General features: G+C 43.5%; 18 protein-coding genes. 11 read left to right on the top strand and 7 right to left on the bottom strand.

Annotated features, from left to right (window positions below):
* Positions 1-86: 86 nt before the first annotated feature.
* Positions 87-1,769 (bottom strand): ribonuclease J1, encoded by a 1,683-nt coding sequence (gene rnjA / locus HMPREF2926_RS05070; protein WP_070586717.1) that lies wholly within the window; start codon positions 1,767-1,769, stop codon positions 87-89.
* Positions 1,770-1,772: 3 nt separating this feature from the next.
* Positions 1,773-2,003 carry a DNA-directed RNA polymerase subunit epsilon gene (locus tag HMPREF2926_RS05065; protein WP_003008866.1) on the bottom strand — a complete coding sequence of 77 codons (231 nt, stop codon included), beginning with the start codon at positions 2,001-2,003 and terminating at the stop codon, positions 1,773-1,775.
* 292 nt (positions 2,004-2,295) lie between these two features.
* Between HMPREF2926_RS05065 and tsaB the strand changes: the two genes are divergently transcribed.
* The 9 genes from tsaB (at position 2,296) to HMPREF2926_RS05020 (ending at position 8,601) form a co-directional block, all read left to right on the top strand.
* Entirely contained in the window at positions 2,296-2,979 is a 684-nt protein-coding gene (gene tsaB, locus HMPREF2926_RS05060) for a tRNA (adenosine(37)-N6)-threonylcarbamoyltransferase complex dimerization subunit type 1 TsaB (RefSeq protein WP_070586715.1), read from the top strand.
* A complete protein-coding gene (rimI, locus tag HMPREF2926_RS05055; RefSeq protein ID WP_070586713.1) occupies positions 2,976-3,413 on the top strand; it encodes a ribosomal protein S18-alanine N-acetyltransferase in 438 nt (145 codons plus the stop codon). Before tsaB ends, rimI begins: the two co-directional genes overlap by 4 nt.
* Complete coding sequence (tsaD, locus tag HMPREF2926_RS05050; RefSeq protein WP_061591222.1) at positions 3,403-4,413, top strand: tRNA (adenosine(37)-N6)-threonylcarbamoyltransferase complex transferase subunit TsaD; 1,011 nt, start codon at positions 3,403-3,405, stop codon at positions 4,411-4,413. The genes rimI and tsaD overlap by 11 nt, the downstream gene beginning before the upstream one ends.
* A 136-nt stretch (positions 4,414-4,549) precedes the next feature.
* A complete protein-coding gene (locus tag HMPREF2926_RS05045) occupies positions 4,550-5,524 on the top strand; it encodes a hypothetical protein (RefSeq protein WP_042759808.1) in 975 nt (324 codons plus the stop codon).
* Between the two features lie 51 nt (positions 5,525-5,575).
* Positions 5,576-6,121 (top strand): hypothetical protein, encoded by a 546-nt coding sequence (locus tag HMPREF2926_RS05040; RefSeq protein ID WP_070586712.1) that lies wholly within the window; start codon positions 5,576-5,578, stop codon positions 6,119-6,121.
* A gap of 47 nt (positions 6,122-6,168) precedes the next feature.
* Positions 6,169-6,723 carry a DUF3592 domain-containing protein gene (locus HMPREF2926_RS05035; RefSeq protein WP_070586709.1) on the top strand — a complete coding sequence of 185 codons (555 nt, stop codon included), beginning with the start codon at positions 6,169-6,171 and terminating at the stop codon, positions 6,721-6,723.
* 109 nt (positions 6,724-6,832) lie between these two features.
* Complete coding sequence (locus HMPREF2926_RS05030) at positions 6,833-7,528, top strand: AzlC family ABC transporter permease (protein WP_070586707.1); 696 nt, start codon at positions 6,833-6,835, stop codon at positions 7,526-7,528.
* The gene (locus tag HMPREF2926_RS05025) at positions 7,515-7,841 is read left to right on the top strand and encodes an AzlD domain-containing protein (RefSeq protein ID WP_173019413.1); all 327 of its coding nucleotides are present in this window, start codon (positions 7,515-7,517) and stop codon (positions 7,839-7,841) included. The genes HMPREF2926_RS05030 and HMPREF2926_RS05025 overlap by 14 nt, the downstream gene beginning before the upstream one ends.
* Before the next feature lie 97 nt (positions 7,842-7,938).
* On the top strand, positions 7,939-8,601 hold the full coding sequence (locus tag HMPREF2926_RS05020; protein WP_070586705.1) for a hypothetical protein: 663 nt from the start codon (positions 7,939-7,941) through the stop codon (positions 8,599-8,601).
* Between the two features lie 35 nt (positions 8,602-8,636).
* Here HMPREF2926_RS05020 and HMPREF2926_RS05015 read toward each other — a convergent pair whose 3' ends face one another.
* The 5 genes from HMPREF2926_RS05015 to larA all read right to left on the bottom strand — a co-directional run bounded on the left by HMPREF2926_RS05015 (position 8,637) and on the right by larA (position 14,039).
* The gene (locus HMPREF2926_RS05015; RefSeq protein ID WP_070586703.1) at positions 8,637-9,809 is read right to left on the bottom strand and encodes an aminoacetone oxidase; all 1,173 of its coding nucleotides are present in this window, start codon (positions 9,807-9,809) and stop codon (positions 8,637-8,639) included.
* Positions 9,810-9,947: 138 nt separating this feature from the next.
* Positions 9,948-10,661: a D/L-lactic acid transporter LarD gene (gene larD, locus HMPREF2926_RS05010; RefSeq protein WP_024056458.1), complete on the bottom strand. Its 714-nt coding sequence runs from the start codon at positions 10,659-10,661 to the stop codon at positions 9,948-9,950.
* A 20-nt stretch (positions 10,662-10,681) separates the two neighbouring features.
* Positions 10,682-11,989: a nickel pincer cofactor biosynthesis protein LarC gene (larC, locus tag HMPREF2926_RS05005; protein ID WP_070586701.1), complete on the bottom strand. Its 1,308-nt coding sequence runs from the start codon at positions 11,987-11,989 to the stop codon at positions 10,682-10,684.
* On the bottom strand, positions 11,989-12,756 hold the full coding sequence (larB, locus tag HMPREF2926_RS05000) for a nickel pincer cofactor biosynthesis protein LarB (protein WP_070586699.1): 768 nt from the start codon (positions 12,754-12,756) through the stop codon (positions 11,989-11,991). Before larB ends, larC begins: the two co-directional genes overlap by 1 nt.
* An 8-nt stretch (positions 12,757-12,764) precedes the next feature.
* Positions 12,765-14,039: a nickel-dependent lactate racemase gene (larA, locus tag HMPREF2926_RS04995; protein WP_070586697.1), complete on the bottom strand. Its 1,275-nt coding sequence runs from the start codon at positions 14,037-14,039 to the stop codon at positions 12,765-12,767.
* Between the two features lie 160 nt (positions 14,040-14,199).
* Here larA and HMPREF2926_RS04990 point away from each other — a divergent pair, with 160 nt between their 5' ends.
* Both HMPREF2926_RS04990 and larE read left to right on the top strand, forming a co-directional pair.
* Positions 14,200-14,865 (top strand): Crp/Fnr family transcriptional regulator, encoded by a 666-nt coding sequence (locus HMPREF2926_RS04990; protein ID WP_021153951.1) that lies wholly within the window; start codon positions 14,200-14,202, stop codon positions 14,863-14,865.
* 1 nt (position 14,866) lies between these two features.
* Complete coding sequence (larE, locus tag HMPREF2926_RS04985; RefSeq protein WP_023919180.1) at positions 14,867-15,715, top strand: ATP-dependent sacrificial sulfur transferase LarE; 849 nt, start codon at positions 14,867-14,869, stop codon at positions 15,713-15,715.
* Positions 15,716-15,717: the final 2 nt, after the last annotated feature.

Here is a 15,717-nt window from a genome sequence, read left to right as displayed (position 1 = left end):
ATTACCGATTTCTGTCCCACTCTCTTTTTGATCCTCAAAAGGTCACTATAAAACCAGTTGAAACAGTGGTTTCAACTGGTTGTTTTTTAATTTTCGTCATCTGGTGTGAGAATCATTGGAATAATGATAGGTTCACGTTCCGTGCTCTCGTATAAGAATGGGCGAAGGGCATTGACAATCGCACCATTGACGGTTTGGATATTGGCATCTTTGTTCTTCAAGGCGATACGAATAGCGTTGAAGAGGATGCGTTGGCTTTCACGGATCAAATCTCCTGATTCACGCATGTAGATAAAACCACGGCTCAAGATGTCTGGTCCAGCTAGGATCATCTTCGATTTGAAGTCAACAGTCGCAACAGCAAGCACAACACCATCTTCGGAAAGGTCTCTCCGGTCACGAAGAACAGCAGCCCCGATTTCACCGATACGGTTTCCATCGACATAGATATCTTGAGCATTGAAGCTTCCTGCGATCCGAGCAGAGTTAGCTGTAAGGGCAAGGACATCACCATTACTCATGATGAAGATATTATCTTTTTCCACTCCGCAATCACGAGCAAGTCCTGCGTGGATCTTCTGCATCCGGTATTCACCATGGACAGGCATAAAGTATTTTGGTTTGATCAAGCGGAGCATGAGTTTTTGCTCTTGTTGCCCCCCGTGTCCAGAAGTATGGATGTTGTTGATCTTCCCGTGAATAACCTCTACACCCGCTTCAGAAATCGTATTGATCAATTTATTCACACTGGTTGTATTTCCAGGAATCGGACTAGAAGAGAAGATTACGGTATCTCCTGGTTGGAGTTGCACTTGGCGGTGCGTTCCGTTGGCAATCCGAGAGAGGGCTGCCATTGGCTCTCCTTGGCTTCCTGTACACATGATCAGGATTTCATTGGCCGCATAGTCTTTGATCTCATTTGGCTCGATAATGGTTCCAGCAGGGACCTTGATATAGCCAAGCTCGATTCCATTGACGATGGCTTTTTCCATCGAGCGTCCAAAGACGACGATCTTGCGACCGGTCTTGACAGCTGCCTCAGCTGCTTGTTGGAGACGGAAGATATTCGAAGCAAAGGAAGCAAAAATGATGCGCCCGTGGATGCCTTCGATGATCTTCATGATGGATTGGCCAACCACTTTTTCAGAGTTGGTAAAGGTTGGGACTTCTGCGTTGGTTGAGTCAGAGAGCAGGCAGAGAACGCCTTCTTCCCCAAGGGCCGCCATCCGATGGAGGTCAGCTGGTTCCCCAACAGGTGTGAAGTCGAATTTGAAGTCTCCGGTACAGACAATCTTTCCTTGAGGGGTGTGGATCACAATCCCTAAAGGTTCTGGAATCGAGTGAGTCGTACGGAAGAAGGTTGCTTTAAGATTTTTAAATTGAAGCTCAGTGTTTTGGTTGATTTCGTAGAGTTTGGCATCACGAAGAAGGCCGTGCTCTTCTAATTTTCCACGGATCAAGGCAAGAGCCAAAGGTCCAGCGTAGATAGGGACATTGGCTTGCTTCAAAAGGAAAGGAATCCCACCGATGTGGTCTTCGTGTCCGTGGGTAATGAGGACCGCTTTGACGCGATCGATATTGTCAACGATATAAGAGTAATCTGGGATGACATAGTCGATCCCAAGGAGGTCATCTTCTGGAAATTTGATCCCGGCATCTACAATGATGATTTCATCTTGGTATTCGATCCCGTAGGTATTTTTCCCGATCTCTCCAAGTCCACCAATGGCAAATACACCAACTTCTTCAGGTTTTAAGGTATAAGCCATGGATTAGTACTCCGTTAGTTCAAAAGCACCTGACTCTTTCTCGTAAGCAAGGTGTTGCTCAGAAAGTGGTGTGATAAATTCAATGTTGAAATCTGTGTTTGCTTCAACCAATTGACGAGCTTGGATGCGTCCTTCGCGTTCATTTGGTGCATCAATATCGAGATAAAGTGCATGCGTGGTTTCACGACGAGGGTTGCGGTCTTTTGTTTCCTGATAAAAAACTTTGTAAATCATGAAGTAATTTTCCTTTCATTATTTCGGTCTATTTGTTAGCTGCGAAGGAGTGCAATCACTAGAGTTTCCTACTCACAACTAGTGGACCTGATTCGATACAATTAATTATCATTATATCATAAATTTGCCTGTAAGTAAAAGATAGACTGGAAAAGTCAGAGAGGCAAAGTCCTATAATAGAGAAGCTTTTGAGCGGTTTTGGATATGAAAATCCTGCGCTCTGGAGGAGAGTTTCGCTGGGATTTGAAGGGAATTTGTAGTATAATATAATCCAGTTCAAGAGGAGTAGGAAATGAAATTATTAGCATTTGATACCTCGAGTAAGGCTCTTTCTGTAGCGATTTTAGAAGATGAGACTCTACTTGCAGAAACAACATTAACCATTAAAAAAAATCATAGTATTACCTTGATGCCGGTCATCGATTTTTTGATGCAACAAATCGACTTGACACCCAAGGACTTGGACCGCATCGTGGTGGCAGAAGGTCCTGGGAGCTACACTGGACTGCGCATTGCGGTCGCAACGGCAAAGACCTTGGCTCATACCTTAGGAATTGAATTGGTCGGGGTTTCGAGCCTCTTAGCCCTAGTGCCAGATGATCTAGAAGGTTTGGTAGTGCCCGTCATGGATGCCCGTCGGAACAACGTTTATGCAGGTTTTTACCAAGATGATCAGCTGGTCGCACCAGAAGGGCATTTTCCATTTGAGGAAGTCCTAGAGCGTGCAGCGACGAGTGAGCAGGTCACCTTTGTCGGAGAAATCACTCCCTTTAAGGAGCAGATTGCCTCTAGCCTGCCAAGGGCTACTTACTATGAAACCTTGCCAGATGCAGTGAAAATCGGGCGTCTCGGTCTCAAACAAGCGCCTGCTAGCCTCCATGATTTTGTCCCTCATTATCTGAAACGGGTCGAAGCAGAGGAAAATTGGCTCAAAGACCACACGGAAACAACGACCTCTTACATCAAGCGCCTATGATGAAAGGAACAATCAGGAAAGGGAGCAGCCGGGATGCAGCTGCTATTCTCGCTGTGATGGAAGACGTCTATGAAGCTAGTCCCTGGAAGTTGGAGCAGATTGAAGCTGATTTAGAGCAGGAATCGACCTCCTATTTCCTAGCTGTGGATGAGGGGCAAGTCCTTGGATTTGTCGCCATTCAAGAGTCTCTCTATGAAGCAGAGGTCTTACAGATTGCGGTCAAGCGCGCCTTTCAAGGCCAAGGCTTAGCTCAGCAGTTACTCGCGCAGTTGCCGGACCAAAAAGAGATTTTCTTAGAAGTGCGCGTGTCGAATCTACCGGCCCAAGGCCTATACAAAAAAATGCATTTTAAAGAAATTGCACGGAGGAAAAACTACTATCACGATCCCATAGAGGATGCTGTGATCATGAAGAGGAACCCGAATGAAAGATAGATATATTTTGGCTTTTGAGACATCTTGTGATGAGACCAGCGTGGCTGTCTTGAAAAATGACGACCAACTCTTGTCCAATGTCATTGCCAGTCAAATCGAAAGTCACAAGCGTTTTGGTGGGGTGGTACCTGAGGTAGCCTCTCGTCACCATGTGGAAGTCATCACCGCTTGTATTGAAGAAGCCCTGGAAGAAGCTGGCATCACAGAAGCCGATGTCACAGCTGTAGCTGTCACCTACGGTCCAGGCCTAGTTGGAGCTCTTTTAGTCGGCCTAGCTGCAGCCAAGGCCTTTGCCTGGGCGCATGGACTTCCTTTGATTCCTGTCAATCATATGGCAGGGCACTTGATGGCCGCTCAAAGCGTCGAGCCCTTAGAGTTTCCGCTTTTGGCCTTGTTGGTGAGTGGAGGACATACCGAGCTAGTCTACGTCAGTGAAGCGGGTGATTATAAGATCGTTGGAGAGACCCGTGATGATGCTGTCGGAGAAGCTTATGACAAGGTCGGGCGCGTCATGGGCTTGACCTATCCAGCAGGACGTGAGATTGATCAGCTGGCCCACCAAGGATCTGATATCTACGATTTCCCACGAGCCATGATCAAGGAAGACAATCTGGAATTCTCCTTTTCAGGGCTCAAATCGGCATTTATCAATCTGCACCATAATGCGCAGCAAAAAGGAGAAAGTCTCTCCAATGCAGACTTGTCTGCAAGCTTTCAGGCAGCTGTCTTAGACATTCTCATGGCCAAGACCAAGAAGGCTTTGGAGAAATATCCGGTCAAGACCCTAGTCGTTGCTGGTGGGGTCGCAGCCAACCAAGGTCTTCGTGAACGTCTGGCTTCTGAAATCACCGATGTCAAGGTCATCATTCCGCCTCTGCGCCTCTGCGGGGATAATGCAGGGATGATTGCCTATGCCAGCGTCAGCGAATGGAACAAAGAAAACTTCGCAGGTTGGGACCTTAATGCCAAACCAAGTCTAGCCTTTGAAGGAATTGAATAAGAAAATGGAGCCAATTGGATGTGCAAGGTCCAATGGCTTTTTTGCTGGGATCTCACCAACTAGTAGCGGATTTGCGAGTCGAAAGAAAATTCGGTATGAGAGAAGGAAAAAAAGAATGGTGAGGGAGAGAATAGATATGAAGAAAGAGAAGAGCTCTAAATATAGAATTGGTACGATTCTTGTCATTGTTGTCTGTTTGCTACTGGTTGCAGGATGCGAATCACAAAAGAAAATTGAAAAAAGTGATAAGAGTAAAGAGTCCTACGAATTTTCGGTCTATAATGCGAAATCCGACATTAAAGACTTTCAATTTATCCATAATAAAAATGGGCTTCTGGTCGAATGGAAGTTTGATGAAAAAGAACGGAAGAAATCTTTACAGTCTCCCGATTCATCAGATTGGGTTGAGGTGAACTCTAATTATTTGGTTAGGAAAAGAAACAGAGTAAGAGATATTATTCCATCGAAAAAAATGAAGTCAGATGAATACGCCCATTTAGAAATCTATGATTTAACAGGGAGTAAGGCGAAACGAAAGGAAGTCGATCTTTGGAAGATGATGGTGGAGTATGTAAAAAATGATGATTTTGAGCTCTATAGTCCTTTCCCGACTCTTCGAAAAATGAATGGGAAGGACTACGCTATCATTGAAATTAGGAAGCAAACTCAGCCACGTTATTTTTTGCTTAATCTTAAAACCCTTAAAATTGATAAAGAAATAACGGAAGAAGACGTGAATGAGAAAAATAGAGTGTATCTCTCAATTTCTACCCGTAAAGGCTACACTGCTGGAGTTCATCCCTTTTATAATGGTTTTTGGAAGGATGAATCTTACAAAGGTAATATCAATTTAAAAGCATCCTATCCGACTGCATTTAAACTCTTTTCAAAACCAGAAGGTTTTGCTTATAAAGTGATCAATTCTGAGAATGGTGCCATTACGAATGGAAAAGAACTGATAGATCTTGAATCAGAATTTCTTACATTAGGTTCCTCTGTGTACGATTATGCCTATCTGCCTAAAGAACTGAGTATAGAAAATAAGGATACGAAAATCTCTCAGTTCGACGAGATTCAACAGTATTATAACGGTAAATCTTTTTCATATTGATACTGAGAGAATTTTTAGAAAACATACAAGGAGAGTGAAAAAGAGGTTGTTATGCAAACAATGATTAATTTAGGAATATGGGAGAACAAGAATTACCATTTTGATTGGGAGGAAAAAATCATACTAGAAGAGACATCTTCTCCTAACTACTGGTCTTATGTACTGCTCCCTATTACATTATTTATTATTAACAAAATTTCGGATGGATTAGTGGAGGCTGGAATATTTGACAATCAGTTGGTACGACTTGGAACGATTCCAATTTTAGGTGTTATCTCCTACTTCCTAGCTGCGTGGATCATTCGATATTACCATGCAAGCCTGAAATTACAGACATCTAAGTTGGATGAGGATCAGTGCAAGAAGTTAATCAAGGCATTAAAGAGACGGAAGGTGTACTTTACATTTCTTGTCAATCTTTTTAGGTTCCTAACTGTAGCCGCTATTCTTTTGTTTGTCATCGGAAATGAAACCATTGCAGCACTCTTTTTGCTCATTAGTTTTTCAGTGATTTTTATGTTTAAATTTGATTACCAATTATCTAAATGGCCTGATATGATAGAGATCATATCTCAAGAAGTGGGAAATGGTAAGTAAGAAAGATTTGACAGCTATTAAAATTCTTTAAAATAGGAGGTAGAAAAATGCCGGTATATATTATATTTCTTTTTGCAATAGGGGGCGGGTCGATCTATTTCCTAACTGCTTTCTTCATCTATTCCTACATTTCTAAGCGTTTTGCAAGAAGGAAAAATCTAGCAACAGAACGGGTTGATGGTATAGTTGTTGGGTATGCATACGCAAAACAGGTGATTCCACCCATTGTAGAATATATTGTTGATGGAATAGCATATAAGAGACAACTGGAATATCGTTGGACTGTGGTGAAATCGGCCCCCTGGATGAGTCGAAAGGCGGTGGCTGATACACCGGATCTTTTAAGTGAAAATTTAGTGATTTCTAGAAACTCAATGGTCTCCTATACAAACGTTTTAGAAGAAGCCTTTCCTAAAGGATCTACCATGACTGTCTGGTATAATCCTCAAAATCCAGAAGAGTCTTATGTTGAACGTTTTTGTAATAAAGATAAACTGTATAAAAAGTTAGCTCTTCTCTTTCTCATTCTCTACATCATTTTTATGATTGTTTTTGTGACACTTACTATTTTATCTATCATATACAATTGGAAAGCAAATTAAGAGTTAAGCATTAAGTGCAGTAGGAATCGTTTGAATCTCTCATTGGTCCTTTTTCAACCTTTTTTCTTGTGTTATAATAGAGGTCAATGATTCAGAAAGGAGTGAGAGAGTGGAAAAAGATTTTTGTCAGGGGGTGAGGGACGCGCTACCGACGGCTTTGGGCTATATCAGTATTGGCCTGGCTTGCGGTGTGGTGGCGTCTCCCTATCTTTCTCCTTTGGAGATGGCCTTGATGAGTGTATTGGTCTATGCTGGGGCGGCCCAGTTTGCGATGATCTCTCTGATTGCGGCTCATTCTTCGATCTTGAATATGGCCTTGACGGTGTGTTTGATCAATCTCCGTAATATGTTGATGAGTCTGCATACGTCGTCTGACTTTAAGGATGCTAGTCTCGCTCACACCATTGGGATTGGAAGCCTCCTGACTGATGAGAGTTATGGGGTCTACTTGAGCGAGAAGTTAAAGACGGATACCATTACAGTTCCTTGGATGCATGGGAACAATCTAGTAGGCTATGTGGCCTGGATCAGTGCGACGGTTATCGGAACAGCTCTAGGATCTCTCCTACCTGATCCAAAGGCTTTTGGACTTGATTTTGCTTTAGTGGCTATGTTTATTGGGATTTTTGCAGCCCAGTTTCAAGGAATGCAACTGACAGAAAAGACCAAGACCATGCTCTTGGTGCTATTAGCAGTAGCAGTGAGTTTCTTTCTCTTACTCTTTTTTGTTTCGCAACCGCTAGCAGTGCTAGCTGCGACCTTGATCGGCTGTTTTGTGGGGGTGGTCTGTGATGCGCGTGAATAGTTATATCTTCATGGCCATTCTGGCCTCAGCCCTCGTTACCTGGATTCCTCGGATCTTGCCCTTCCTCTTAGTCAAATACAAGGGACTGCCGGCTCCTGTAACCCGCTTTCTCAAATACCTGCCCATTTCCATTATCTTTGCCTTGGTTTTATCAAGCTTAGTAGATGGAAAAATTGGAAGCCTCCCGCAGTTTCACTGGTTGGACCTAGTAGTGACCATTCCCAGTCTCTTTGTAGCCTTTCGTTACAAAAATCTTATGGGAACCGTCTTGTTTGGAATTGTCTTGATTGCCCTGTTACGGTTGGCATTCTAGGTAAAATATTACAAAAATATTGCAATTGTTACAAAAATACTTGATTTTTGTAATAATTGAGGTATAATGGGAGTCAGAAAGATAAAGAGGTAATCGTATGAAAAAATCAATCTTCCGTTGGAGTGCCGCTGTTCTGGTGGCTGCTTCACTTGGTCTAGCTCTCGGTGGTTGTGGTGCAAAGGATAAAAAGACAGCATCCTCATCCGCAAAAGTATCTACCAGCAAGGTAGAGAAAAAAGCCAAAAGTAATAGCAAAAAGAGTGCAGCATCTTCCTCTCAGGCAAACAATACAGCTAGCTCTTCGACTCAAGCCAGTAGTGCGACAGCTTCAAAAGACTCTGGTAAGACTGAGAATGCGTCTACTACGACGCAAGCTACTGTCCCTGCAGAATTGGTGGGAACTTGGGTAGGATCTAGCCCACAAGCAGATGCGATTAAAATGACAGTGGATGCCAATGGAAATGTGACAACAGTGGTTAGCTTCAAAAATGATAGCGAACCGACTCGGACAGCGACCTATACAGCAAGAGCAGTCCAAGCAACAGGCAATATCTATTATTGGAATGTTGAAGGCTTTGATGGGGCTGATGCTTTGCTTCCTGGGATCACAGGGCTAGGTGGAGCAAACTTCCGATTTGAACCTGGTTTTGTCTTAGAAGAAGGACACTATACACCGATTGTTTTCACAACGGATCTCAATACAGAATTTGACTACACCAAATACAATGATTTCCGCTTTTCATTAACCAAAGAACACTAAAAAGACGAACTCGATGGAAAATCGAGTTCGTTTTTTTAGTAATGAGGGCTCCCTGCTACCCAACCGGTGCAGAGGGCGGATGTGATATTAAAACCGCCTGTATGGGCATTGATATCGAGGACTTCTCCTGCAAAGTGGAGTCCAGGAACGAGCTTGCTTTCTAGGGTTTTAGGATTGATTTCTTTAAGGCTGACACCGCCCTTGGTGACAAAGGACTTGGCTAGAGACATCTTTCCAGTGACGGGGATAGGCAACTCTTTGATCTTTTGAATGAGCTCTTCTGTCTGAGGAGGAGTGAGTTGCTTGGCTTTTTCAGGGAATCCTTGCGCCAAGAAATCAGCTAATCGTTCAGGAAGCAGGGCTTTGAGGCTATTTTTAATGGCCTTTTCTCGATGCTCTTCTAGAAAGTCTTTTAACTCTTGAGAAGAGGTTGTCGGAAGGAGGTCCAGAGATAAGATTTCACCGCCTTTAACAAAGCTGGACATCCGAAGGGCTGCAGGGCCAGAAAGTCCAAAATGGGTAAAGAGAAGGTCGTGTGTGATGATGTGTTTTCTGTAGCTGAGGGTCACATCTGTCAGAGAGATCCCTTGGAGGGCCTTGTGTGGAAAATCTGTCAAAAGAGGACTTTCTGCCGCTTCGAGATCTGTGATGGTGTGTTTAAAGTGGCGGGCAATTTCGTGTCCGTAGCCGGTAGAGCCGGTAGAAGGGTAGGATTTGCCTCCGGTTGTGACGATCAGCTTATCAGCTGTCCAAGTGTTTTCAGATGATTTGACGATGAAGATGTCTTCTGGCTTGGTGACAGAGACCACTTCACAGTTGGTGGCAATACTAGCACCTAGCTCAAGGATCTTATTTTCTAAGGCTTGAATAATGGTGCGAGATTGATCACTAACAGGAAAGACCCGGCCATGGTCTTCGACTTTTAACTTGACGCCATTATCGGTAAAAAATTGGATGATATCATGATTATCAAATTGGGAAAACACACTGTAAAGGAAACGGCCATTTCCAGGGATACCGGCCATCAAATCGTCTAAGGTCCCGTTGTTTGTGACATTACAGCGACCTCCTCCGGTACCTGCAAGTTTCTTACCCAGCTTTTTATTTTTTTCGATCAGTAGTGTAGGTTGGCCATAAGAGGCGCTGGCAATGGTCGCCATCATACCTGCTGGGCCGCCACCGATGACAATGGTGTGAAAGTGAGTCATGTCGTTCTCCCTTCTCTTGTTTTTTTCATGATTTGCTTTGTCCATTATATCATTTTATGGACGGCTTCGGAAAATGAAGGAATCAAAAAAACAAGCATCTTTCGATGCTTGCTTTCGAATGATTCTTCGATCAACTTATTACATGATTCCAAGGAAGTAACGGATGAAGAAGAAGGCAAGGACAGCACCAACAAATGGAGCAGTACCTGGTACAAGAAGACCATATTGCCAGTCGTTGTTTACTTTATCTTTGATTGGCAAGATTTGGTAAGCGAAACGAGGTCCAAGGTCACGCGCTTGGTTCATCGCGAAACCTGTAGTACCACCAAGCCCCATACCGATAGCCCAAACGATCAAACCAACAGTGAATGGAAGCATTGCTTCGTTGGCGTGTTCAGCAGCCATGATAGATGTCAAGAAGATAAATGTTGCGAACGCTTCGACGAAGTAGTTACGTGGAAGGTTACGGCAGTTAGGGTTTGTAGAGAAGATGTTACGGATAGCAACACCATCAATTTGACCTTCAGAAATCTTGAAGTGGTCAGCATACATAAAGTAAGCAATCAAAGCTCCAAGGAAAGCACCGATCATTTCAGCGATTGCGATTGGGAAGAATTGAGCGATTGTCAATTTACCAAGAAGGACTTTCAGCAAAGCCATAGCAGGGTTCATTGAAACGCCGCCAAAGACGAACAAGCAGACAGTGATACCGAATGCCCAAGTAGTGATCGCGAATAAGTGTCCAGTTCCAGCATATTTTGTTTTCTTCAAAACGTCGTCACAGTGTACGCCAACCCCGAAGATAATCATCAAAGCTGTACTCATAACTTCTGCAAGTAATTGATGTGTCATGTTAATTAATGTCTCCTAAATTAATAAATGTATTTTTGTAATTGGTGATAAACTTCTTGAATCGGCAACTGCATCTCCGTAGCAATACGCTGACAGTCTTCGTATTCAAGTGTTTTTTTAGTGGTAGATCCGTACTGGTTAATTTTTACCGTAACGGGTCCAAATTCCGTATCGATTTGTTCAAATCGACGTTGCATGACCTTTCGGTCGACTTGTTGGTATCGAAAACCAATGGTACTGGTTTCTTTGAACAAGAGAGCTGAAAAATCTTCCAACTGACTTCCTTGAATCAAGAGAATCAACTCAAAGCCAGGGCGATTCTTTTTCATAACGACGCTACGATAGTAGACATCTAAAGCTCCAGCGTCCAGGAAACGGTGGAGAATATAACCAAGTTGCTCTGGTGTTTGATCATCGATCGTAGTGGTGATCTCAATAATTTGATCTTCCGTGCGATGAACAACAGTGGTGCTGTGAGAGATGTCTTCTTTCAATAGCGAACCGCGTAAAGCATTGAATTTTCCAGTCTCTCTTTTACCAAACCCATAGCCCACACTTTCGATGGAAAGGTGAGAGGGGATTGGTTCAAAGATTGGTGACAATGCTTTAAGGAGGGCTAACCCTGTCGGAGTAATCAACTCCGTTTTAACTGTGAAGTCTTGAGTAATCGGAATAGTCGTTCCTTTTCTCAACTGCATCACAGCGGGAACCGGAACAGGCATTTCTCCATGGGCAACTGAAATAGTCCCACTTCCCTCAGTGAGAGGAGTAGAGTAAACCGTATCGATACCGAGCGATTCCACTAGGATGAAAAAGCTAACGATGTCGACGATGGAGTCAATTGCACCAATTTCATGGAAATGAATCTGTTCGACAGGCATGTTATGCACAGCTGCTTCTGCCTTTGCGATATCAAGAAAGACGTCAAGACTTTTTTCTTTCACAAAAGGACTCAACTGTGAAGCGGCAATCAGATCGTGGATATCCGCATAACTGCGAGCATCCGCGTGGGAATGGTGATGATGGTGTTCGTGATCGTGATGATGTTCGTGATCGTGATGATGTTCATGATCGTGATGATGTTCATGATCACGATCAAAATCACCTTCAATCCCCGTATCTTTCTCCCCGTGGTGAAGGTGAACATCGAAATCAGTTCCCCAAATTGCGCTTTTTGCGACGCGATGAACGTGGAGGTGGAAACCATCCACTCCCAGTTTCTCGAGTTCTGTGTGAAGAAGCTCGACATCTGCCCCAAGGTCCACAAGAAGACCATTGAGCATATCGCCACTTATTCCAGAAAAAGGTTCTAAAAATAGACTGGTCATCAGTTTTCCTTTCGATGGTGGTTGAGTCGATTGATCATACATGCTGAATAAGCTGCACCAAATCCGTTATCAATGTTGACGACCGTTACGCCAGAAGCGCAAGAGGTCAACATACTCATCAAGGTTGTTAGCCCTTGAAGGTTGCTTCCGTATCCAATGCTGGTCGGAACGGCAATAACGGGGACATCCACAAGGCCTCCTACGACACTGACAAGAGCTCCTTCCATACCGGCAATCACGATGATCACACTGGCTTTTTGGATCTCTTCTAAGCGATTGAAGAGGCGATGGATACCGGCGACTCCCACATCATAGATTCGGCGAACCGAATGGCCAAAGGTTTCTGCAGTGACTGCAGCTTCTTCTGCAACAGGAACATCACTTGTCCCTGCTGTGACGACCGCAATGTAGTGTTCAGGATCGGCTTCTTCCTTTTTAGAGTTGAGAACGAAGCAGCGGGCTTCTGGATAATAGTGGCCAGTCGGAAAGCGCTGAGAAAGAGCCTCTCCCTTTTGGAGAGAGACTCTTGTTGTGAGGATCGGCAATTCTTTTTGTGAAAGAAATTGCAGGATTCCTTCAATTTGCTCAACTGTCTTTCCTTCGCCGTATACGACTTCAGGGAAGCCGTTGCGACGTTGCCGGTCAGTATCAATTGCTGCATACCCTAGTTCTTTAACCCCGTTGATTTGCTCAAGCGCATCCTCTACTGAGAGATGACCTGCTTGCAAAGAACGGAGTGTTTGTTCTAGATTGGGTTGAAAATCCATGTTTGATTCTATTCAACAACGACAGAAAGTCCGTCGCGGATAACTGCTACTTTAGCATCTTTTCCTTCACGAGCAAAGGCTTTTTCAAGCGCTTCGTCAAATGAAGTTGCAAGTTCCATATGCATACCTGTGATCAATTCAGGATCTACAAGGTCAGATACAAAGATAACATGGTGGTGTACCAAAATACGTGCCAAGATTTGAGAAGTCCATTGGTCTGGGACAGTCTCTAAACGAGGTGTATTGATAGCTTGTTCCAAGAATTCTTTTGGATCTTCTACGTCAGCAAGGTTGCGATAGAAACCTTCTCCACCGTGACCGTCTGCACATCCAGCCACCATGATGATTGTTCCGCCTTCTTTGTTAGAAGCTTCGGCTGCAGTCATCCCTTTAACAGCTTGGTAGATGTTTTGGTCAAGTGGGAAACCACCGTTTGTAGAAATTGTGATGTCGCTTTCGATCTTAGACACATGTGCCAAGTCTGCAACGAAGTCACAACCAACTTTGTGGGCTTCAACCATGTCCCCAGCGAAAGATCCGATGATGTGTTTTTCGCCGTCCAATACAACGTTGACGATGAAGGCCAAGTTTGCAGTACGAGCAGCGTAAAGCATATCTTCGTGGATTGGGTTGTGGTCAAGGTTACCAGTACGTGCCTTATCAGAATTGATGAAGTCACCTGAGTGGTTCGCCATGATAGTTTTGTATGATGCGATACCTGGAAGGACTGATTTACGTCCACCTGAGAAACCAGCAAAGAAGTGAGATTCGATGAATCCTTCTGCTAGCAACAAGTCAGCTTCAGCAGCGATCTTGTTGATGATACAATCACCACCTGAAGGAAGTTGACCGATTTTAACCATGTCGTCGTCGTTTGTTGAAATGTGCATAACGATTTCTTCATTGTCAACGATTTCTTGGCCGTATTTGTTGATCAATTCTTCACGAGTTGAAGGACGGTGGAAACCAGTAGCAACCAAGATACGCACACGTGCATCAGGGTTAACTGAGCGAATACGACGCAAAATGATTGGAGTGATGATGTGAGAAGGAACAGGACGAGTGTGGTCAGAGCTGATCAACACAATGTCTTTTTTGCCTTTAGCAAGTTCTTCCAAAGTAGGGCTGCCGATAGGGTTATCCATTGAACGTTCAACAGTTTCTTCTTCAGACAGTGGGTTATGGAAGTTTTCCGCCTTAGACTCTAACAATCCTGCAAAGTTTTCATCTGGAATCTTTGCAACAATCGTCTTTTTGTCGTACGGTAATTTAATTTCTACCATTATTTGCGATCTCCTTTATTAATACTGATACTTATAGTATAATTCTTTTTAAAAAGAGGTGTGCATCAATTGATGTCAACAAATGTTAACTATATTGTTTAAGAACAGGTGTATCATTAGTGTGATTTCAAGAAAGAGCAGATGGGGAGGAAAAACCGTCGTGAATTCAGAATTTTTAGTGAAATTTTTGGAAGAGAGGCGAACGCCGATCGTCAAGAAAAAATACCATAGTTACCTCTCCTATCGTGGGATCAAAGAGGATTACATCTACATCTTGAAAGAAGGTGTGGTCAAGACAAGTGTCATCATGCGTGATGGGCGTGAGTTTAACTTTTCCTATCTAAAAGCCATTGACATTGTCTCTTTGATTCGTGATGAGGTGTCCAACTATACAGACTCACCTTTCAATGTGCGAGTGGAGACAGAAGAAGCAAGTTTTTATCGTATTCCTCGGGTCAAGTTTTGGAATTTTGTCAAAGAGCATAAAGAGCTGCAGGACTATGTGAGGGACTATTATCGTAATAAACTGTCTGAAAGTATGGAGTCTCAGCAGTATATGATGATGAATGGTAAAAAAGGGGCGGTTTGTTTTCATTTGCAAAAACTAAGCAGTTTGTTTGGTGTGGAGCAAGAAGACGGCTTCTTGATTGATTTCAACATTACCAATGAAGATATTGCCGGTTTTTGTGGGATTTCGACGCGAAACAGTGTCAATCGCATTCTCAATGAATTAAAACGAGAAGGTGTTTTGGATATTCGACAGCAAAAGATCGTGATTTTGGATAATGAACGGATTGAAGAATTTATCGGAAGGGAGCTATTCTAAGATGGCAACAGAAGCACAAATCAGAAAAGAAAAAGAAGAAAAATTACAAGATATTTTACGAAAAATCGGAAAGGTAGCCGTTACCTATTCAGGTGGGATTGACAGCTCTTATCTCTTGAAGGTGGCCTTGGATACCTTGGGACCTGACAATGTTATTGCGGCCGTCGTGAACTCTGAGATGTTTTCAAATGAAGAATTCGATCTAGCGCTCGACTTGGCCGATCAGCTAGGAGCACCTGTGCTTGGACTGGAAATGAGAGAATTGAGTGATCCACGGATTGCTGCCAATACGCCCAATATTTGGTATTACACCAAACAATTGATGTACCAAACTATTAAGGATTCAGTTACAGAACTGGGCTTTAAGCAATTGGTAGACGGCAATATTATGGATGATATCGACGATTTTCGCCCTGGTATCAAGGCTCGGGACGAAGCGGGTGTCCGCAGTGTCTTGCAAGAAGCCGGCCTCTATAAGACAGAAATTCGTCAATTGGCCAAGGAAAGAGGGGTCTCCAATTGGAATAAGGTGCCATCTTGTAGCGTTGCCTCACGCTTCCCATACGGAGTGAAAATCACTTCAGAAAATGTACAACGGGTTTTTGAAGGGGAAGAGTTCCTTGTAGGACTTGGCTTTGAGCAAGTCCGTGTGCGTGTGCATGGAGACTTGGCGCGCATCGAAGTGGAAGAAGACCATCTGCTTAAAGCCATCCAACTGCATGACAAGATCAATGACTACATGAAAAAAATCGGATTTACCTATGTAGCCTTGGATTTGGCTGGATATAAGTACGGCCGGATGAATGATGCATTGGATGAAAAAACAAAAGAAAAAATTATGGCAGGGTAAGC

It is taken from the genome of Streptococcus sp. HMSC078D09 (assembly GCF_001813675.1).
In the GTDB taxonomy this organism is placed as follows: Bacteria; Bacillota; Bacilli; order Lactobacillales; family Streptococcaceae; genus Streptococcus.
Note: the sequence above shows the minus strand (reverse complement) of the source record. Positions and strands in the feature narration are given on the sequence as shown.